At 38.6% G+C, this 17,554-nt stretch carries 18 protein-coding genes, 1 tRNA gene and 2 rRNA genes (1 of these 21 only partly in view); 19 read left to right on the top strand and 2 right to left on the bottom strand.

The window, feature by feature from the left end; genetic code table 11:
* The first annotated feature begins 58 nt into the window (after window positions 1–58).
* From rnr to RHP64_RS08550, 5 genes are all read left to right on the top strand, one after another.
* Complete coding sequence (gene rnr, locus RHP64_RS08570) at window positions 59–2,383, top strand: ribonuclease R (RefSeq protein WP_025268447.1); 2,325 nt, start codon at window positions 59–61, stop codon at window positions 2,381–2,383.
* A gap of 11 nt (window positions 2,384–2,394) precedes the next feature.
* Window positions 2,395–2,859 (top strand): SsrA-binding protein SmpB, encoded by a 465-nt coding sequence (smpB, locus tag RHP64_RS08565; protein WP_025268446.1) that lies wholly within the window; start codon window positions 2,395–2,397, stop codon window positions 2,857–2,859.
* A 135-nt stretch (window positions 2,860–2,994) separates the two neighbouring features.
* Complete coding sequence (rny, locus tag RHP64_RS08560) at window positions 2,995–4,551, top strand: ribonuclease Y (RefSeq protein WP_014325080.1); 1,557 nt, start codon at window positions 2,995–2,997, stop codon at window positions 4,549–4,551.
* A 144-nt stretch (window positions 4,552–4,695) separates the two neighbouring features.
* Entirely contained in the window at window positions 4,696–5,088 is a 393-nt protein-coding gene (locus RHP64_RS08555) for a DUF948 domain-containing protein (RefSeq protein ID WP_002815745.1), read from the top strand.
* 2 nt (window positions 5,089–5,090) lie between these two features.
* Entirely contained in the window at window positions 5,091–5,621 is a 531-nt protein-coding gene (locus RHP64_RS08550) for a hypothetical protein (protein WP_011680330.1), read from the top strand.
* A 17-nt stretch (window positions 5,622–5,638) separates the two neighbouring features.
* Here the strand turns inward: RHP64_RS08550 and rnhC are convergent, their stop codons facing one another.
* Complete coding sequence (gene rnhC, locus RHP64_RS08545; protein WP_014325079.1) at window positions 5,639–6,550, bottom strand: ribonuclease HIII; 912 nt, start codon at window positions 6,548–6,550, stop codon at window positions 5,639–5,641.
* 178 nt (window positions 6,551–6,728) lie between these two features.
* Here rnhC and RHP64_RS08540 point away from each other — a divergent pair, with 178 nt between their 5' ends.
* From RHP64_RS08540 to RHP64_RS08515, 6 genes are all read left to right on the top strand, one after another.
* The gene (locus RHP64_RS08540; RefSeq protein ID WP_010291083.1) at window positions 6,729–7,106 is read left to right on the top strand and encodes a hypothetical protein; all 378 of its coding nucleotides are present in this window, start codon (window positions 6,729–6,731) and stop codon (window positions 7,104–7,106) included.
* A gap of 107 nt (window positions 7,107–7,213) precedes the next feature.
* Window positions 7,214–7,606 carry a cell division protein ZapA gene (locus tag RHP64_RS08535; protein ID WP_011680328.1) on the top strand — a complete coding sequence of 131 codons (393 nt, stop codon included), beginning with the start codon at window positions 7,214–7,216 and terminating at the stop codon, window positions 7,604–7,606.
* Entirely contained in the window at window positions 7,603–8,124 is a 522-nt protein-coding gene (locus RHP64_RS08530; protein WP_025268445.1) for a CvpA family protein, read from the top strand. The genes RHP64_RS08535 and RHP64_RS08530 overlap by 4 nt, the downstream gene beginning before the upstream one ends.
* Before the next feature lie 58 nt (window positions 8,125–8,182).
* Complete coding sequence (locus RHP64_RS08525; RefSeq protein WP_025268444.1) at window positions 8,183–10,585, top strand: endonuclease MutS2; 2,403 nt, start codon at window positions 8,183–8,185, stop codon at window positions 10,583–10,585.
* Between the two features lie 155 nt (window positions 10,586–10,740).
* Window positions 10,741–11,091, top strand: a complete 351-nt coding sequence (locus RHP64_RS08520; protein ID WP_010279689.1) for a hypothetical protein — start codon at window positions 10,741–10,743, stop codon at window positions 11,089–11,091.
* A gap of 63 nt (window positions 11,092–11,154) precedes the next feature.
* Window positions 11,155–12,231: a hypothetical protein gene (locus RHP64_RS08515; protein WP_011680325.1), complete on the top strand. Its 1,077-nt coding sequence runs from the start codon at window positions 11,155–11,157 to the stop codon at window positions 12,229–12,231.
* A 50-nt stretch (window positions 12,232–12,281) separates the two neighbouring features.
* On the opposite strand, the gene RHP64_RS08510 is transcribed toward RHP64_RS08515, so the two are convergent.
* Entirely contained in the window at window positions 12,282–12,608 is a 327-nt protein-coding gene (locus RHP64_RS08510; protein ID WP_010291209.1) for a hypothetical protein, read from the bottom strand.
* A gap of 256 nt (window positions 12,609–12,864) precedes the next feature.
* Between RHP64_RS08510 and gmk the strand changes: the two genes are divergently transcribed.
* The 8 genes from gmk to RHP64_RS08470 all read left to right on the top strand — a co-directional run.
* Window positions 12,865–13,461, top strand: a complete 597-nt coding sequence (gene gmk, locus RHP64_RS08505; protein ID WP_011680324.1) for a guanylate kinase — start codon at window positions 12,865–12,867, stop codon at window positions 13,459–13,461.
* A gap of 10 nt (window positions 13,462–13,471) precedes the next feature.
* A complete protein-coding gene (gene rpoZ / locus RHP64_RS08500) occupies window positions 13,472–13,684 on the top strand; it encodes a DNA-directed RNA polymerase subunit omega (protein WP_011680323.1) in 213 nt (70 codons plus the stop codon).
* A 39-nt stretch (window positions 13,685–13,723) separates the two neighbouring features.
* Window positions 13,724–14,311, top strand: a complete 588-nt coding sequence (locus RHP64_RS08495) for a peptidylprolyl isomerase (protein ID WP_011680322.1) — start codon at window positions 13,724–13,726, stop codon at window positions 14,309–14,311.
* A gap of 72 nt (window positions 14,312–14,383) precedes the next feature.
* Window positions 14,384–14,767, top strand: coding sequence for a CvfD/Ygs/GSP13 family RNA-binding post-transcriptional regulator (locus RHP64_RS08490; protein ID WP_011680321.1), 384 nt, complete (start codon window positions 14,384–14,386; stop codon window positions 14,765–14,767).
* Between the two features lie 6 nt (window positions 14,768–14,773).
* The gene (locus RHP64_RS08485; protein WP_011680320.1) at window positions 14,774–15,145 is read left to right on the top strand and encodes a hypothetical protein; all 372 of its coding nucleotides are present in this window, start codon (window positions 14,774–14,776) and stop codon (window positions 15,143–15,145) included.
* Between the two features lie 331 nt (window positions 15,146–15,476).
* Window positions 15,477–17,027: ribosomal RNA gene (locus RHP64_RS08480) — 16S ribosomal RNA — on the top strand.
* Between the two features lie 114 nt (window positions 17,028–17,141).
* Window positions 17,142–17,214: transfer RNA gene (locus RHP64_RS08475), tRNA-Ala, on the top strand.
* 188 nt (window positions 17,215–17,402) lie between these two features.
* Window positions 17,403–17,554 (top strand): 23S ribosomal RNA (locus RHP64_RS08470) (it continues 2,764 nt past the right edge of the window).
* The 16S and 23S rRNA genes sit together here with 1 tRNA gene alongside, the layout of an rRNA operon.

Below are 17,554 nucleotides of genomic sequence, written 5' to 3'. Positions count from 1 at the left end.
TTTATAGTAAATAACATACATACTACATGGTAGTAAATTAAACTAACAAGGAAAACATATGGAACTAGAACAATTAAAATCACAGCTTACTGGCTTCTTGAAAGCTAACCGTGAGCAAATATTTACCGCACAAAACTTAGCTGACGGCTTAAGAATGACGGATAGCCAAGGATACAAGCAGGTTGTCAATGCTTTAAACGCTAGTGTACGTGACGGGGATGTTATCGACATCAAAAATGGTTATCAATATAACAAAAATGCTGGCTATACAATTGGCGAGTATCGTGCTAATGATAAGGGCTTTGGGTTTGTTAAATACGATGACGAATTACCTGACTTTTTTATTAACCCAGAAAATACACTACAAGCAATGCAGGGCGATACGGTACGTGTTTCAACATTAAAACCATCACCAACACCAGATCGTGGACCAGAAGGTAAAGTAGAAGAGATTATTGAACATGCTTACGAGCGTATAGTAGGTACTTTTTCATTAGGTTCAGAAGCTCGCAACATGATTGGTGAATTACACCTCAGCGACAAGAAAACAATGAATTTTAAAGTGTTAGTTAGCGGTGATGGATTAACACCTAATGATGGTCAGGTAGTCGTAGCGGAAGTTACTCGTTTTCCTGATAAAATCCATCCACGAGAAATAATTGCTACGGTAACCGAAACACTTGGATATAAAGATGAACCAGGAATGGACATCTTACAAATCGTCTACAGTAAGAAAGTTCCAAATGAATTCCCGCAAGAGGTGTTAGATGATGCACTCGAAATTCCAAGTGAAGTTTCCGAATCTGAATGGGCTGGCCGAGAGGACATCACAGAGCAAACATTAGTTACAATTGATGGTGCTGACACGAAAGATATTGACGATGCTGTAGTTGCTTGGAAGTTAGACAATGGCAACTACCATCTGGGTGTGCACATTGCAGATGTTTCACACTATGTGACGGAAGGTTCTAGTATTGATGCTGAGGCTTATAATCGCGGTACATCTGTCTATCTGACTGATCGTGTTATTCCAATGCTGCCTAGAAATATATCTAACGGTATTGCTTCATTAAATCCAAACGTTGTGCGTTTGGCAATGTCTGCAGAGATGGAAATTGATCCACAAGGAAATGTAGTGAATCATAGACTTCATACCTCAGTTATGAAATCTCATGCTCGTATGACTTACGATGCAGTCAATAAAATTTTAGAGGGTGATGTTTTCGTCCAAGATGAGTACGCAAAATTAGTACCCATGTTTAAAGTGATGGGTGAGCTACATGAAATTCTGTATAATATGCGTAAAAAGCGTGGCGCAATAGAATTTGATGCACCTGAGGCACAAATTATTGTTGATGAAGATGGTAAAGCCACTGATATTAAGTTGCGAGAACGCGGTACCGCTGAACGAATGATTGAATCCTTCATGCTAGCGGCCAATGAAACCGTTGCCGAGCATTTTGATAAACTTAAAGTACCATTCTTGTACCGTATTCACGAGACGCCTGATGCTGATCGTGCTAAGTCGTTTTTTGAATTTTCAAAGGCTTTAGGGCACCCAGTTGTTGGTGATCCAAGTAAAGTAACACCGATCATGTTACAAAAGTTAATGGAAGATGTTGCTGGTGATCCTGCTGAACAAATGATTTCTACGATGATGTTGCGCGCGATGAAGCAAGCGAAATATTCACCGGATCCAGTTGGACACTTTGGTTTGGGTGCGGAGTATTATACTCACTTTACTTCACCAATTCGACGTTACCCCGATTTGACAGTTCATCGGTTGATTAAATGGTATGAGAGACATGGTCATAGTGTTCAAGCACAAGAAAAGTATGCTAGTCATCTTGGTAAAATTGGTGAAGATACAAGCTCACGTGAGCGTCGAGCCATTGATACTGAACGTGACGTTGATGCTTTGAAGAAGGCTGAATACATGATGGATAAAGTTAACCTTGAGTTTGATGGAGTAGTCAATTCAGCGTTGAAGTTTGGCTTGTTCATTAGTCTTGAGAATACAGTTGAAGGACTGGTTCATATTTCGAACTTAACTGATGATCATTATGAGTATGATGAGTCTCATGCTGCATTAATTGGCCGTTCGAAGCATCGTATTTTCCAAATTGGGCAAAAAGTACGAGTCAAGGTTTTGCGTGTTAATAAAGATGAGCGCGTAGTTGATTTTGTATTGGTTAATCCAGAAGATGCGCCAACGACAGATATTCGTGTAGCTTCAAAGGCACATGGTAAGTTCGGTAAAGGTCGCAATCGTGATGAGAGGCGTAAAAACGAGCGCCGTGGTAAATCAGAAGGACCACGTCCAAAGAGAGCACCCTTAGATAGTAAACAGGGGCATAAACGGGATAGCAAACGTAACTTTTAAGGTGGTTTGTCATGGCAAAAAAGAAACAAAATACTGAAAATTATCTTGCTCAAAATCGTAAAGCGCGATTTAACTATGCCATTGCGGAAACTTTTGAAGCCGGTATCTCATTAACGGGAACGGAAATTAAGTCAGTTCGGGCGGGTCAAATTACCATAGGGGATGGATTTGTAACGGTACACAATGGTAATGCTTTACTAACCAATGTGCATATTTCCTCTTATGTGCAAGGGAATCAATTTAATGTTGATCCATTACGGACTAGACAATTATTGTTGCACAAACGAGAAATTCGAGTTCTTGAGAAAGCAACGCAGGAACAAGGTGTAACCATTGTCCCTTTGAAGGTTTATTTAAAACATGGCTTTGCTAAAGTTTTAATCGGTATAGGTCGTGGAAAGAAAAAATATGATAAACGAGAAGATATTAAAAAACGTGATCAAGAGCGAGAATTAAGCCGTCGATTTAAAAATTAGGAGCTAAAACGCTCTTTTTTATTTTTGTAAAACAACTCATCGGTCTCTGGAATACTCTATTGACCCGTCATGAATTAACATATATACTTAATATATGTGAAATCTAATATTCACAAGCTGAAAGGATATACTAACATGGTAGTTACAATCATTTCAGTGTTTTTCGCAATTGTGATTGGTCTTGGTATTGGATACTATGTGCGCAAGTCACAAGACGCGCATAAAGTTATTTCTGCCGAGCAAATGGCAACTAACATTCTTGAACAAGCAAATAATGAAGCTAAAAGTTTGAAACGTGCAGCAGAAGTTGATGCTAAAGATTTGGCACAAACTTATCGAAATCAAATTAATGATTCGTATAATGATCGTCAAAAGCATCTGCAGCAACAAGAACAAAGGCTAGAAGATCGCATCAATAACCTCGATAAAAAAGATGCGGCCTTGAATCAACGTGATGCATCATTGATTCAAAAAGAAAATCAAGTACAGACACGCCTTGATGACGCAGATAAAAAAGAAGTATTAGCACAGAAGTTGTTGACTACACAACAAGACAAGTTGGAAGAAATTGCTCAACTGTCTCCTGATGAAGCTAAGAAACAAATTTTAAGTGAAACTAAAGCAAGTTTGACTCGTCAACGAGCAGCCTTGATTAAAGAAGCGGAAGAAGAAGCGACTAGCGAAGCTGAGAAGCGTGCTCGTAATATTATTGTGCAAGCTATTCAACGTTCCTCAGCTGATTCTGTTGCTGACGTGACTGTCTCTGTTGTCAATTTGCCAAGTGAAGATATGAAGGGAAGAATTATTGGTCGTGAAGGCCGTAATATTCGTACTTTAGAATCCCTAACTGGCATTGATTTAATTATTGATGATACACCAGAATCAGTCGTTTTGAGTGGATTTGATCCTGTTCGACGTGAAATCGCAAAAATGGCATTAGATGCCTTAGTTGCGGATGGTCGAATTAATCCGTCTCGTATTGAAGAAATGGTTGAAAAATCACGACGTCAAATGGATGAAACGATTCGTGAAAAGGGTGAACAAGCTGTCTTTGAACTAGGATTACGAGGCATGCACCCAGACTTAATTAAGATGATAGGGCGTATGAACTATCGAACTTCATACGGTCAAAATGTGCTCCAGCATTCAATCGAGGTCGCAAAACTTGCGGGAATGATGGCAGCAGAGCTTAAAATGGATGTCGCGCTTGCGAAACGCGCTGGATTAATACACGATATTGGAAAAGCAGTTGATGCTGAGGTCGAAGGTTCCCATGTGGAATTAGGCGTTAGATTAGCTGAGAAGTTTAATGAGAAGCCAATTGTAATCAATGCAATTGCTTCTCATCATGGTGATGTTGCAGCAATCTCGCCGATTGCTGAGTTAGTAGCTGCGGCTGATGCTATTAGCGCTGCTCGTCCGGGGGCTCGTAGCGAGTCACTAGAAAATTATGTGCAACGTTTAAAGGATCTTGAAGCGATTGCAAATAATTATCAGGAGGTTCACACAGCATATGCTATTCAAGCAGGTCGAGAAGTACGCGTGATTGTTGAACCTACAAAGGTTACAGACTTGCAAGCTAAAGTATTGGCACACGACATTAAGTCGGATGTCGAAGAAAAACTGGAATATCCCGGACATATTAAAGTTACGGTTATTCGAGAAACACGTGCAATTGACTATGCACATTAAACCATGATAAATAATACACTATTAAAAAAGTCGTTCGTAGAACGTCTTTTTTTGTTATAATTAATACAAGTGAGAATGTTTTAAATTTTTCATAAAAAGTTAAACAAAGTATAATCATAACTATGATATTTAGCGGAGGATTTTATGGAACCAGGACAATTAGCATTAATTATATTTGCCGTAGCCTTTCTACTTTTGGTGATTTTTATTGGCATATTCTTGTTACGCCTAACACGTTCATTGGGTGTTATAACAATGGATGTCGATACGATCGCACGTTCAAGTAATGAGATTTTGGGAAATGCTAATGTATTGCTAAATGATATCAATGGCAAAGTTAAAACCCTTGATCCAACGGTACAGGCAATGGCTGATTTATCAGTAACTGTGTCAAAACTAAATAATTCAGCGCAAAATGTGACTCACAAGTTTTCAGGTGTTAAGGCCGGTGCAACTGGTGTGGCGGCTGCTATGACTAAAAACGCAACAAAAGCGGCTATGGGTAAGTTTAGAAATAAAAAGAAGACGGAGGTCTAATTATGTCAAAGACAAAAGTATTTATTGCAGGTGTTTTAGCAACTACGGCGGCGTATGTTGCTTATAAAGCATTGCCCAAAGATAAGCAGGATGAATTGTCAGCCAAAGCACATAATACGGGTGCATTGCTACGTGATAAGGCTTATGATGCTGCTTACAATGCAGCGGATGTAGCGGCTGATGTGACAGAAAAAGCCAAAGAAAAAACCGCTGCCTTGAAGACGGATAGTCAAGAAAAATATGCTGACCAAATTGACGCTGCAACTGAAAAAATTAAGGATTTAACAGATCAAGCAGCGCCATATGTTGATAAAGCTAAAGATTTTGTTACTCCTTATATTGAAAAAACACAAGATGCACTTACTGATTTACGAGATAAATTCGCCAGTGAGGATATCGAATTAACACAAGATGATGTTGATTTGGAAGAAGCTTTGGCTGATTTGGCCGACGATGAAAATGTAAAAGATGCTGAAGCATCATCGATTAAAGATGACGATACTTCAGAAACAACAGCAAAACCAGAAGCATAAATAAAAAAGCAGAATGTCTATAATAGGCGTTCTGCTTTTTTAGTGTTGGCAAAATGTAGTTTAGCGTAGTGTTTCAAATCAATACCTCGTCGTAATAATTCCGCAGCAACAGTATCAACTTCACGTCCTGCACCAATAGGCAGCTTGATACCAGCTTCGACACTTAATTTAGACATGGCGTCTAATTCTACTACACGAGCTAAGATAGAAGCAGCGGCGACACTCAAATGATATTGCTCTCCTTTAGTAGTGAAGTATACATTTTCATGGATTATCCGTTGTTGCTTGGCATTCTTGAGATAATTAAAGTATGTGCTTTGTTGTGCAAATTGATCAATTAAAATGGCTTGGGGTGTGATTGGGAAAATTTTATCCAATACTTTACCTAAGGCAAAATTATGAGAAATTGCTTTCATCTGGTTCACATTATGCAATGGCTGCAGTTGATTATATTTTTCAGGCATTAAATTAACAACATGATGAGGTAGCTTAGCAATAATTTGAGGAGCAATTTTTTTCATTCTATCATCTGTTAAGGTTTTGGAGTCAGCAATACCTAGTGCTCGCACCCACTCTAAGTTTTCTTGGGATACATAAACGGCGGCTGTTGTTAGTGGACCAAAATAGGCACCAGCACCTACCTCATCAGAACCTAGAACCGACCAGTTAGCGAAATCAGCTGGAAGAGTTGTGCCCATTTTTTTAGGCGTGTCAAGACTGTGAATTGAATTTGATTGCCACTTAGCAGCCTCAGCACTAGCAGTTTTGCCTTGAAACATGACTTTACCAGAGTAGTAGCCAGTTACAGTGGCAGATCCACTACTAATTGAGAACAAGGCTCCAGTAGGCACTTTCTTACTGGAAAATTGACTATAATAATGAGCCATTTGTTTTAATTTTTGATTATTGACTTGAATAACTTTTTGCATATTAGCAGTATAGCAGTTTTTTGCACTGTGTGTTTAGAAAAAAATTCATCTTATTATTATTGGTTTTCTACTTGTTAGTGATAACATTCTCAAAATCAGTTTGAGATATGTTAATATTATATAATCGCAGTATGGGTTATTGCTGTTGAATTATAGTCACATGGGGAGAAAATAAAGTATGTTAAAAACTAAGTCACTATTAATAGCCATAATAATAGTAGTAGTTTTTGGTGGGGTAGCTATTCTGTTGTGGGAGTTCACGACGGGGGCAGATTACACAGTGGTGAATAAAGATGATGAAAGGAAATTTTATCAGGTTCTTCATAAAACTGATGTGTCTGATAAAATCCTCCAATTTAAAATTAATGATAAAGTGATTAAAGGGGATTCAATACTTTTGAATTTGCCAGAAAATAATAATAAAAAGGTTAGCATTTTAGTTGATAATAATCATATTGATAGGATATTTAAAGTTGGAGATATAATTACGGTAAAACTTAATCGTAGTGTAAAAATTAGAGATAATTTCTATGTTGTGAGCGCCGATATTAAATAATTCATGAAATGAAAGGATAGTCTCCAGTTTCTCCAGTGCTCATTAACTAAACTAACGGTGTTGGTAGTTTTTCCGCGCAATTATGGGATTTATTGTATAATTAAAGTATGACAAAACAACAAAGAAGACAATACAAGGCAACTATTGCCGGTAAAACATATGTTATTTCTGGGGAAGCGAGTCTGCCTCATTTTAAATCAACAGAGGAATTACTTAATAAACAGATTAAGCAAATTAAAGTTGTTGCTCCAAAGTTGTCACAATTGGATCAGGCGATTCTTTTGACATTCAATTCAATATCTGATCAGTTGTATAAACAAGCAGAAATTGATGAATTACGTGAAAAAATAGCTGAAATGCAAGCAGAAATTAATTTGCTACAATCGCAAAAAGAAAGGCTGAAGCCTAAAAAAAGTGCCGTTTCAAGTATTATCGCTACAGCTAAGCAAGAAAGCCGTACGCGCGCATCAAACAAAATATTTAAGGAAACTGACAAATGATTTTATTAGGATTGGCAATACTTTTTATTTTAATTACTATTAGAATGGGTTATCGCATGGGATTAGTCAATGCGGTGCTTCGTTTTATATTGTGGGTAATTGTTTGGTATATTGCCATTAAATTTTCTAAGCCGTTTGGACAGCTATTAACTGATTTTGTCTCGGGGCAATTTGTGCGAACGACAATACCACAGAGTGTTGTTGGTGACGGTTCACAATTTTTAGCATCAGGATTAGTATTTACAATAATATTCATCCTGGGTGGCATTGTTAGTCACTGGATATTAAAATCTTTTAGCGTTGTCCGACACATTCCATTATTGGGATGGTTTGACGCGATCCTCGGTGGTCTGCTGTATGGTATCATGGGCGCTGTTATAGCATTTTTTGCCCTAGAACTACTGTCTGTAATGCCTAACGTCTGGATCCAAGACCAATTCTTAAAAACGCCGCTATTAAACGATATATTAGACAATATGCCATTTTTTGCTAATCAAATATATAATTGGTGGCTATAGAATCTGACATAGAACAGAATCTAGTAACATTTTTGTTCTAGATATTTGGGAAGATAAAATGAATCAAAAAGTACTACAAACATTAGAATATGACAAAATCAAGTCACAACTGAGTGATTTTTTATCAACGCCCATTGGACGACAAGAAGCAGACGCGCTGCAGCCAATTACTGATGTACATATAATTAATTATTGGCTCCAAGAAACAGCAGATGCGATGATGATTGATCGTTTGAAAGGCGGCATCCCGCTAGCTAAATTAGCCGATATCACACCGCATTTGAAAAGACTAAATATCCAAGCAAGTTTAAGTGCTACTGAATTAGCTGAAATAGGAAATGTTTTACGTAATACAAGTGCTATTTCTAATTTTTTCATACAGATGAAAGATGAGTCAATTGGTGAATCTTTAGAAGTGCTTATTGAACAAGCTGAGCAATTAGAAACGTTGCCTGAGGTTACCAAATCAATTCAAACTGCTATTGACTCAACTGGTCGTATTAATGATGAAGCATCATATGAGTTAAAATCAGTTCGAGGCAAAATAGTCGGTCACGAAAATGCCATTAAAAATAAGATGCAGGAATTTACTAAAGGCAAAACTGCACAATATTTGAGTGATCCGATTGTTACTATTCGAAGTGATCGGTATGTTTTACCAGTAAAAGCAGAGTATAGAAGTCAATTTGGTGGTGTTGTTCATGATCAAAGTCAAACAGGATTGACACTTTATATTGAACCACAAGCTGTTGTTGAATTGAGTAACAAACTAAGCGAGCTTCGCGTGAAAGAAAATGCAGAAGAGCAGAGAGTGTTGCAAGAACTATCAGCAGAATTAGAGCCACATACAAATGAGATTCAACAAAATGTTCAAATTTTAGGGCACTTTGACTTTGTTAATGCCAAAGCGCGGTTAGCAGCCCGCTTAGATGCTATGCAACCAACTGTCAGCGTAGAGAACCACATTAGCTTGCGACAAGCTTGGCATCCACTGCTGGATAAAAAAATTGCAGTAGCTAACGATATAAGCCTTGGGGATAGCTACAAAACTATCATTATTACTGGTCCTAACACTGGTGGTAAAACGATCACGATTAAAACGCTTGGGCTATTACAATTAATGGCTCAATCTGGATTATTTATAACGACAAGGCAACCCTCTACGGTAGGTATTTTTGATGAAGTTTTTGCAGATATTGGTGATGAACAATCAATTGAACAAAACTTGTCTACCTTCAGCTCTCACATGGCCAACATTGTGTCAATGCTTGACCACATTGATAATAAAACATTAGTTATTTTCGATGAACTGGGCGCTGGAACTGACCCAGCAGAAGGGGCGGCACTAGCAATTGCTATATTAGACAAAGTTGCTAGCCTAGGGGCGTATACGATAGCTACGACACACTATCCTGAGTTGAAGTTATACGGTTATAATCGACCAGAAACTAAAAACGCTTCCATGGTGTTTGATGTGGAAACATTACAACCAACTTATCAATTCTTGATGGGTGTGCCAGGACAATCTAATGCTTTAGCAATTGCGAAGCGTTTAGGATTTGGTGAAGATGTCATTGATGCAGCGATGGCTTTGACTGACGAATCGGATCAAGACTTGAATAATATGATTGCTGATTTGGTTGCACAGCGAGATGAAGTCAAAAAAAATAATGAAGAACTTAGATCACAACTAAAGGCGACGGAAGAAAAGTCAGAAGCCTTAAGCGAAGAACAAAGTAAGTTGGAAAAAGAGCGCGCGCATGTTATTTTAGACGCTAAAAATGAAGCTAATCATATTGTCGCAGCAACCAAAAAACAGGCAGAGCAATTGATTAGTGAAATTCGTAAAGCGCGTTTAAGAGCAGGACAGCGTGGTGAGTTAACTGAGCAAGAACTGCAAGCCAGAAAAGGAAAGCTAGATCAGTTACGGCAGAATGACTCTTTGGAAAAAAATAAAATTTTGCAAAAAGCAAAAAAGGTAAAAGAATTAGCCCCTGGGGATGAAATTACCGTCCGTTCTTACAGCCAGCAGGGTACTTTAGTCAAAAAGCACAAGAATGGTCAATGGGAAGTGGAGATGGGCATTTTAAAAATGCTTGTTGATGAAGACGATATTGTTAAAACTGAAGCAACTGTGAAGGCTCAAAAAGGTAAAGCTAAGAAGAAACAACAAAAAATTATTCGAAAAACAACAAGCAGTGGATCAACGCGGGCTTCTGTAAAATCGTCATTGGACTTGCGTGGTGTACGTTATGAAGCTGCTTTAACCGAGCTAGATCGATATTTAGATACGGCAGTATTAGCAAACATTAGTCCTGTTGAAATTATACATGGAAAAGGCACAGGTGCGTTGCGTCAAGGTGTTACCGAGTTTTTGAGATCTGATCGTCGCGTGAAGTCGTATCATTTTGCTAGTGCAAATGCAGGTGGTGACGGTGCAACGATTGTGGAATTGAAGTAATTTAACTATTGATTAAGAAGAAGGCTTTCTCGTCGAAAGCCTTCTTCTTTCGTAAGAACGGGTAATAAATTGGGATTAATACGACGAACATTGATTGTTCAATTTGATTGATTTTTTATAGTATACTTGTATTGAAACTATTTTAAGGAAAACACATGGCAAAAGAAAAATTTAACTCTCAAGAATTTTTATCATCATTATTTCATTATGCGCACGGATTTAACTTTAATCATATTATTTTTGATGCAAACAGATATAGGGTCTCAGTTAGTTTGATGCGCAGGTCAGCAACATACGGGAATGCAGAAATGTTTTATGTGTCTGCGGATCCAAAGGAATTTGCCCCAGTGATGTCAGCTATTAATAGTGCAATTGAAATTGCCGAATTAGAGGGCAAACAACAGGCAACCGTTGTCACACCTAATTTAGAGCGTAACGAGCAAGTATTTCAGTTCAAGTTACGCGAGTTTGGTAGTGGGAAGTACAATCTAGATTTGAGTATTTAAAAAGGAGGATGTGTTGAATGCGGATCACGAATTATAAGTGATTTAATTTGATACTTTTATGATATGAAACAAGGGAAATCAGCGCAAATAAAAAAAATGCGTCATATAAAATCAAAGCAGAAATTCACTTCAAAAAGTGTATTGCCAGAATTTAACTACAATGATTTTGCGGGCTTTTTGCGTGCACGATATTATTTGACATACAATACTAAATATTCTACAGAAACATTTGAAGTAGCTTCTTTTTTCTTGGATGACGTGATTGCTACGATTGTGCAACAAAATTTTACAAAATTTACTAGCAACGAACGGGCCACAGTTAATTTGAACGAGGTTATGCAAGCAGCATTAGTGAATAGCGATGATCGTGATTGGCGTTACTTTGTACTGTTGGTACCCGTCTTGTATGATATGCAACAATTCTTGGTAAAAGAAAGTAGTGTTAACAAGAGATTTATCGCTCACGCACCAAAATTTGATATTAATTTTTGGCGTATGATTATGCGCACGGTAATCGCGATTAATTTTTTCAAGTGGCAAGGTAAAGATGTTGCGGAAATGATGAAAACGTCAAACGCCATTGATGAACTGCAATTTAAGTTTTTGTCAGAAAGTGAAGATGATGATGACTTTAATCTTGAAATTATTAATGAAACATTCCGCGGACTATCACCTAAAATGAAGCCTTTGAAGAATACTGATGATGTGCAAAAATTGCAACCATCGTTGTCACCAGACGAAATGCAAACAGAAATTGAATTTGCTGATAAAAGTCTACAAAAGTTCCAAGAAGCTTCTGTTAAAGATGTTGTCAGTGATAATGTCATTAATATGCTTCATGCCTTTCACGAGGGAATGGCACGCGAGTTTAATGCAACTCACAAATTATGGCGAGCAAATTTGTTAAATGCATTTGCTGAAAAACATCTGTTAGATTATTGGACACCACAATGGCGTGATTTAGATGGCATTGGTGGTGAGGTCAAATCTTATTTAACTTTTTTGAGTAGTAAAAAAGCCCTCACAGGATTAGGTGACCTTGTAGCAGGGACTCTTGATATTGATCGTTATATTGATGTAATTGCGATTAATTCTTTACTTGAAAAGTTAGATATGAAAGATATAGAGAAACTTAGTTAAAGCACAACTATGATTGTGCTTTTTTACGTACACATATGGTTGGTTGACAGTCAATTAAATGAAATGTGTCGAATCATTCCTGGTGTTATATTAGAGAACTTATGAGTCTTATAGGATTGCACAAAAAGCTGGCCATGATTATTTTGGTAAATGTATCCAGACAACTGCGTAATGCGCTCATTGAACAAAGAATCATTGAGCTGAACGGTTACAGGATCAGTTGTATTTAGCGCTAGTTCTAATCGTACAATGATTTCCTGTGCATTTAATTGGCGCTTTAAAGGCACTGCTTTTTTTGAAGCAACGTATTTAATAAGTTTTTGAAGTAAATGATGTAATGGTGCTTGAAATTGATGTTGGACAATATAATTTTGCATACCAGTCTTCTCCACTCGTTATTGTATAAATTTATTATACGAACAAATGTTCAAATAAGCAAATCATGGAAAGTTTCTTAAACGTTTCTTGAATATTATTATGATCATTATGTTGATAAATAGGCATATTCTGTTTATAAAGTCTATATTTGTCTATACGAACAAATATTCACTACAGTGGCTGTATTTATGTTAACATTGATATTGTGGCTGTACATTGCTATAATATTCTTATTAGTTTATAAAGAGGAATATTATGACTCAGCGTGGTTTATTAATCGTACTTTCAGGACCCTCAGGTGTCGGAAAAGGCACTGTACGTAAAGCAATTTTTGAAGAAGAAAGCATTGATTTTCAATATTCGATTTCCGCTACAACACGTCAGCCCCGTGCTGGAGAAGTAGACGGTGAAGATTATTTCTTTGTAACCCGTGAACAGTTTGAAGAAAAAATTAATAATGGTGACATGTTAGAGTATGCAAAATATGTCAGCAACTATTACGGAACACCTAAAAGCTTTATAGACGAGACGTTGGCGAGCGGGCGTGATGTTTTTTTGGAAATAGACGTACAAGGTGCCTTGCAAGTTAAATCAAAAATGCCAGAAGGTATTTACATATTTTTGACACTTCCGGATTTGGCAAATCTACGCGACCGTTTGGTCGGCCGTGGTACAGATTCTGCTGATGTGATTGAAAAACGAGTTGCAGCGGCGCGTGACGAACTTAAAATGATGATTAATTACGATTATGCTGTTGAAAACGATGTGGTTTCAAACGCAGTTGAACGAATCAAATCAATCATTACAGCAGAACGCCTACGCGTAACGCGTGTATTTGATAAGATACAATAAGGAGAGAGACATGTTACTATATCCATCAGTTGATAAGCTATTAGAAAAAGTTGACTCACGCTATAAGCTAATTGCTTTAGGCGCAAAGCGTGCTCGTGAATTGGATGCTGGTTTACCAGCAACTCAAGAAACATTTGAATCGAATAAGTCTGTTGGGCAAGCGTTAGAAGAAATTGAAAATGGCGCTGTCATTATTGATCCCAAATTTGAAGACGAAGTATAAACGCCACTAGGCGTTTTTTATAATTTTAGGAGAAAATTCATGGTAGATTATCCACAATTAGACGCTGCTAATTATAGTGGCCCTGTTGCAATTTTTAAAACAAATAAGGGTGATATTAGAATTAAATTGTTTTCTGATATTGCGCCAAAAACTGTCGAAAATTTCATCACACATGCAAAAAATGGATATTACAACAATGGCATTTTTCATCGTGTGATCAGTGACTTTATGATTCAAGGTGGCGATCCTGAAGGAACCGGTATGGGCGGTGAAAGTATTTGGGGCGGCAGTTTTGAAGATGAGTTTAGCGATCGTTTGTTTAATACGTATGGGGCTCTTTCGATGGCTAACGCTGGTCCTAATACGAATGGATCGCAGTTCTTTATTGTACAGGCATCTAATTTTCCATCACAAATGGTTTCGGCATTGCGTGATTTACCGGCAGAGGTAGCTGATTTTTATCGACAAAAAGGTGGTACACCATGGCTTGATGGCAAACATACCGTGTTTGGTCAAGTGATTGAAGGATTAAATATTGTCGATGAAATAGCGAAAGTAAAAGTTGATATGGCGGATAAGCCACGTGTAGACGTAGTTATCAATACGATTGAGATAGCAGGTGCATAACCTGCTTTTTTTATTGTTCAAAAGAACGAACAACTAAGAGACCATGATATAATGAAACATAGAGGCAAAATAATGAAGTATTCTGTAGGTCAAAAACTAAAAGGACGCATAACAGGGATTCAACCATATGGGGCATTCGTATCATTAGACGATCACACACAAGGATTAATTCATATTTCGGAATGTAAATCTGGTATTGTCCGTGATTTGAATGGTGAATTAAAAGTGGGCAAAGAAGTCAATATCGTAATTATGGATATTGAACAGTATAATGGCAAAATAAGTTTATCATTGCGTCAAGATGAAATGATAAACACTAACAAAAAAATGATGGGCAAAAACCACAATTTTAAAAAACGTTTTTGGACAAACTATCATTTAGAATACGGCTTTACATCTATTGCTAATAAACAGAATGAATGGATTGAAGAGGCACTTGAGCGTCTCGGAAAGTGAGTAAATATGTCGTTGATAGCAGTTACAGCAATTGCAGTGAAAGATAATCTACCTTATTTTTTGGTACAAAAAAAAGAAAATGGCTACCAGTTCTTCACTACAAAGATGCATAAACACAATAATGATACATCCTTGGGAGCAGCACTACGCGGTTTAAAAGAGTTGGGGGCAGTAAATTTTGATGATTGGCGTCTTGGTGAATTGACTAGCGTGGAAGTTGAGGGTGAGTTGTTATCAATCTATTCTTTTGAGGTAAAAGATACTGAGAAGATTGAACAAGAATTAAATTTTAAACTTAAATTCATGCCGGCCAATAAGATTCATGAGCTCTTAAAAACCTTAAAAACCACATTATTTGTCAGTTTTGAAGAAAATTGAAAAAAAGGTTGACTTTTTTAATAAAGCGAGTATAGTTATAGGAGTTGTTTCTTACGAAGCGGCAGCGTAAGGACAGTGAGGTCAACGAAAACTTCTTAAAAGAAGTAGTTGACAAAGCGAAACGAGCGTGGTAAGATAATATAGTTGTCTCAGCGACAACGAGTAGCACATTGAAAACTGAACAAAACTTTGAACAAACGAATCTGTAGCTGTTACGTAAAGTAACAAAAACAAATTTGCGAAGTCAATTCGTAACAAACAATAAACGGATTACGTTATAGAGATATAGCGAAATATAGTCAGTTTAATCGAAGAGCAATCTTCAAATTTTCAAATTGAGAGTTTGATCCTGGCTCAGGATGAACGCTGGCGGCGTGCCTAATACATGCAAGTCGAACGCACAGCGAAAGGTGCTTGCACCTTTCAAGTGAGTGGCGAACGGGTGAGTAACACGTGGACAACCTGCCTCAAGGCTGGGGATAACATTTGGAAACAGATGCTAATACCGAATAAAACTTAGTGTCGCATGACAAAAAGTTAAAAGGCGCTTCGGCGTCACCTAGAGATGGATCCGCGGTGCATTAGTTAGTTGGTGGGGTAAAGGCCTACCAAGACAATGATGCATAGCCGAGTTGAGAGACTGATCGGCCACATTGGGACTGAGACACGGCCCAAACTCCTACGGGAGGCTGCAGTAGGGAATCTTCCACAATGGGCGAAAGCCTGATGGAGCAACGCCGCGTGTGTGATGAAGGCTTTCGGGTCGTAAAGCACTGTTGTATGGGAAGAACAGCTAGAATAGGAAATGATTTTAGTTTGACGGTACCATACCAGAAAGGGACGGCTAAATACGTGCCAGCAGCCGCGGTAATACGTATGTCCCGAGCGTTATCCGGATTTATTGGGCGTAAAGCGAGCGCAGACGGTTTATTAAGTCTGATGTGAAAGCCCGGAGCTCAACTCCGGAATGGCATTGGAAACTGGTTAACTTGAGTGCAGTAGAGGTAAGTGGAACTCCATGTGTAGCGGTGGAATGCGTAGATATATGGAAGAACACCAGTGGCGAAGGCGGCTTACTGGACTGCAACTGACGTTGAGGCTCGAAAGTGTGGGTAGCAAACAGGATTAGATACCCTGGTAGTCCACACCGTAAACGATGAACACTAGGTGTTAGGAGGTTTCCGCCTCTTAGTGCCGAAGCTAACGCATTAAGTGTTCCGCCTGGGGAGTACGACCGCAAGGTTGAAACTCAAAGGAATTGACGGGGACCCGCACAAGCGGTGGAGCATGTGGTTTAATTCGAAGCAACGCGAAGAACCTTACCAGGTCTTGACATCCTTTGAAGCTTTTAGAGATAGAAGTGTTCTCTTCGGAGACAAAGTGACAGGTGGTGCATGGTCGTCGTCAGCTCGTGTCGTGAGATGTTGGGTTAAGTCCCGCAACGAGCGCAACCCTTATTGTTAGTTGCCAGCATTCAGATGGGCACTCTAGCGAGACTGCCGGTGACAAACCGGAGGAAGGCGGGGACGACGTCAGATCATCATGCCCCTTATGACCTGGGCTACACACGTGCTACAATGGCGTATACAACGAGTTGCCAACCCGCGAGGGTGAGCTAATCTCTTAAAGTACGTCTCAGTTCGGATTGTAGTCTGCAACTCGACTACATGAAGTCGGAATCGCTAGTAATCGCGGATCAGCACGCCGCGGTGAATACGTTCCCGGGTCTTGTACACACCGCCCGTCACACCATGGGAGTTTGTAATGCCCAAAGCCGGTGGCCTAACCTTTTAGGAAGGAGCCGTCTAAGGCAGGACAGATGACTGGGGTGAAGTCGTAACAAGGTAGCCGTAGGAGAACCTGCGGCTGGATCACCTCCTTTCTAAGGATAATCGGAAAGCGACAGGGACTTAAGTGTCAATTTGTTTGTTTCAAAGTTTTGTTTAGTTTTGAGTGTGATACTTTAATAGGTATCATGGTCTCAAAGTGATCCTATGGGGAATTAGCTCAGCTGGGAGAGCACCTGCTTTGCAAGCAGGGGGTCAGCGGTTCGATCCCGCTATTCTCCATAGCTAGTCGAAAGGCTAGCATGTTGTACATTGAAAACTGAATAGTAACAAATTCTTTTAAAAGCAATCGTAAGATTGCACTAAAATGAACCGAGAAACAACACAAAAAGTTCTTTAAAAAGAACGGTTTAATCGCAGGTCTGAAAAATGACCAACTCATAAACTTAAACCACAACTTCGGTTGTATAGGTTAAGTTAATAAGGGCGCGTGGTGAATGCCTTGGCACTAGGAGCCGATGAAGGACGTGACTAACTACGATAAGCTTTGGTGAGCGGTAAGTACGCTATGACCCAAAGATTTCCGAATGGGGAAACCCAACTCGTAAGAGTTGTCTGTATC

It is taken from the genome of Leuconostoc sp. XM4 (assembly GCF_055698815.1).
This window is presented reverse-complemented; position numbering and strand designations above follow the sequence as displayed.

What these genes read in the sequence shown, in the direction of transcription:
- RHP64_RS08530 (WP_025268445.1), top strand. Translation starts at nt 7,603, where the DNA reads ATGATTTTATTAGGATTGGCAATACTTTTTATTTTAATTACTATTAGA.
- rny (WP_014325080.1), top strand. Translation starts at nt 2,995, where the DNA reads ATGGTAGTTACAATCATTTCAGTGTTTTTCGCAATTGTGATTGGTCTT.
- rnr (WP_025268447.1), top strand. Translation starts at nt 59, where the DNA reads ATGGAACTAGAACAATTAAAATCACAGCTTACTGGCTTCTTGAAAGCT.
- RHP64_RS08520 (WP_010279689.1), top strand. Translation starts at nt 10,741, where the DNA reads ATGGCAAAAGAAAAATTTAACTCTCAAGAATTTTTATCATCATTATTT.
- RHP64_RS08495 (WP_011680322.1), top strand. Translation starts at nt 13,724, where the DNA reads ATGGTAGATTATCCACAATTAGACGCTGCTAATTATAGTGGCCCTGTT.
- RHP64_RS08525 (WP_025268444.1), top strand. Translation starts at nt 8,183, where the DNA reads ATGAATCAAAAAGTACTACAAACATTAGAATATGACAAAATCAAGTCA.
- RHP64_RS08485 (WP_011680320.1), top strand. Translation starts at nt 14,774, where the DNA reads ATGTCGTTGATAGCAGTTACAGCAATTGCAGTGAAAGATAATCTACCT.
- RHP64_RS08550 (WP_011680330.1), top strand. Translation starts at nt 5,091, where the DNA reads ATGTCAAAGACAAAAGTATTTATTGCAGGTGTTTTAGCAACTACGGCG.
- rnhC (WP_014325079.1), bottom strand. Translation starts at nt 6,550, where the DNA reads ATGCAAAAAGTTATTCAAGTCAATAATCAAAAATTAAAACAAATGGCT.
- rpoZ (WP_011680323.1), top strand. Translation starts at nt 13,472, where the DNA reads ATGTTACTATATCCATCAGTTGATAAGCTATTAGAAAAAGTTGACTCA.
- RHP64_RS08555 (WP_002815745.1), top strand. Translation starts at nt 4,696, where the DNA reads ATGGAACCAGGACAATTAGCATTAATTATATTTGCCGTAGCCTTTCTA.
- RHP64_RS08540 (WP_010291083.1), top strand. Translation starts at nt 6,729, where the DNA reads ATGTTAAAAACTAAGTCACTATTAATAGCCATAATAATAGTAGTAGTT.
- RHP64_RS08490 (WP_011680321.1), top strand. Translation starts at nt 14,384, where the DNA reads ATGAAGTATTCTGTAGGTCAAAAACTAAAAGGACGCATAACAGGGATT.
- RHP64_RS08535 (WP_011680328.1), top strand. Translation starts at nt 7,214, where the DNA reads ATGACAAAACAACAAAGAAGACAATACAAGGCAACTATTGCCGGTAAA.
- smpB (WP_025268446.1), top strand. Translation starts at nt 2,395, where the DNA reads ATGGCAAAAAAGAAACAAAATACTGAAAATTATCTTGCTCAAAATCGT.
- gmk (WP_011680324.1), top strand. Translation starts at nt 12,865, where the DNA reads ATGACTCAGCGTGGTTTATTAATCGTACTTTCAGGACCCTCAGGTGTC.
- RHP64_RS08515 (WP_011680325.1), top strand. Translation starts at nt 11,155, where the DNA reads ATGAAACAAGGGAAATCAGCGCAAATAAAAAAAATGCGTCATATAAAA.
- RHP64_RS08510 (WP_010291209.1), bottom strand. Translation starts at nt 12,608, where the DNA reads ATGCAAAATTATATTGTCCAACATCAATTTCAAGCACCATTACATCAT.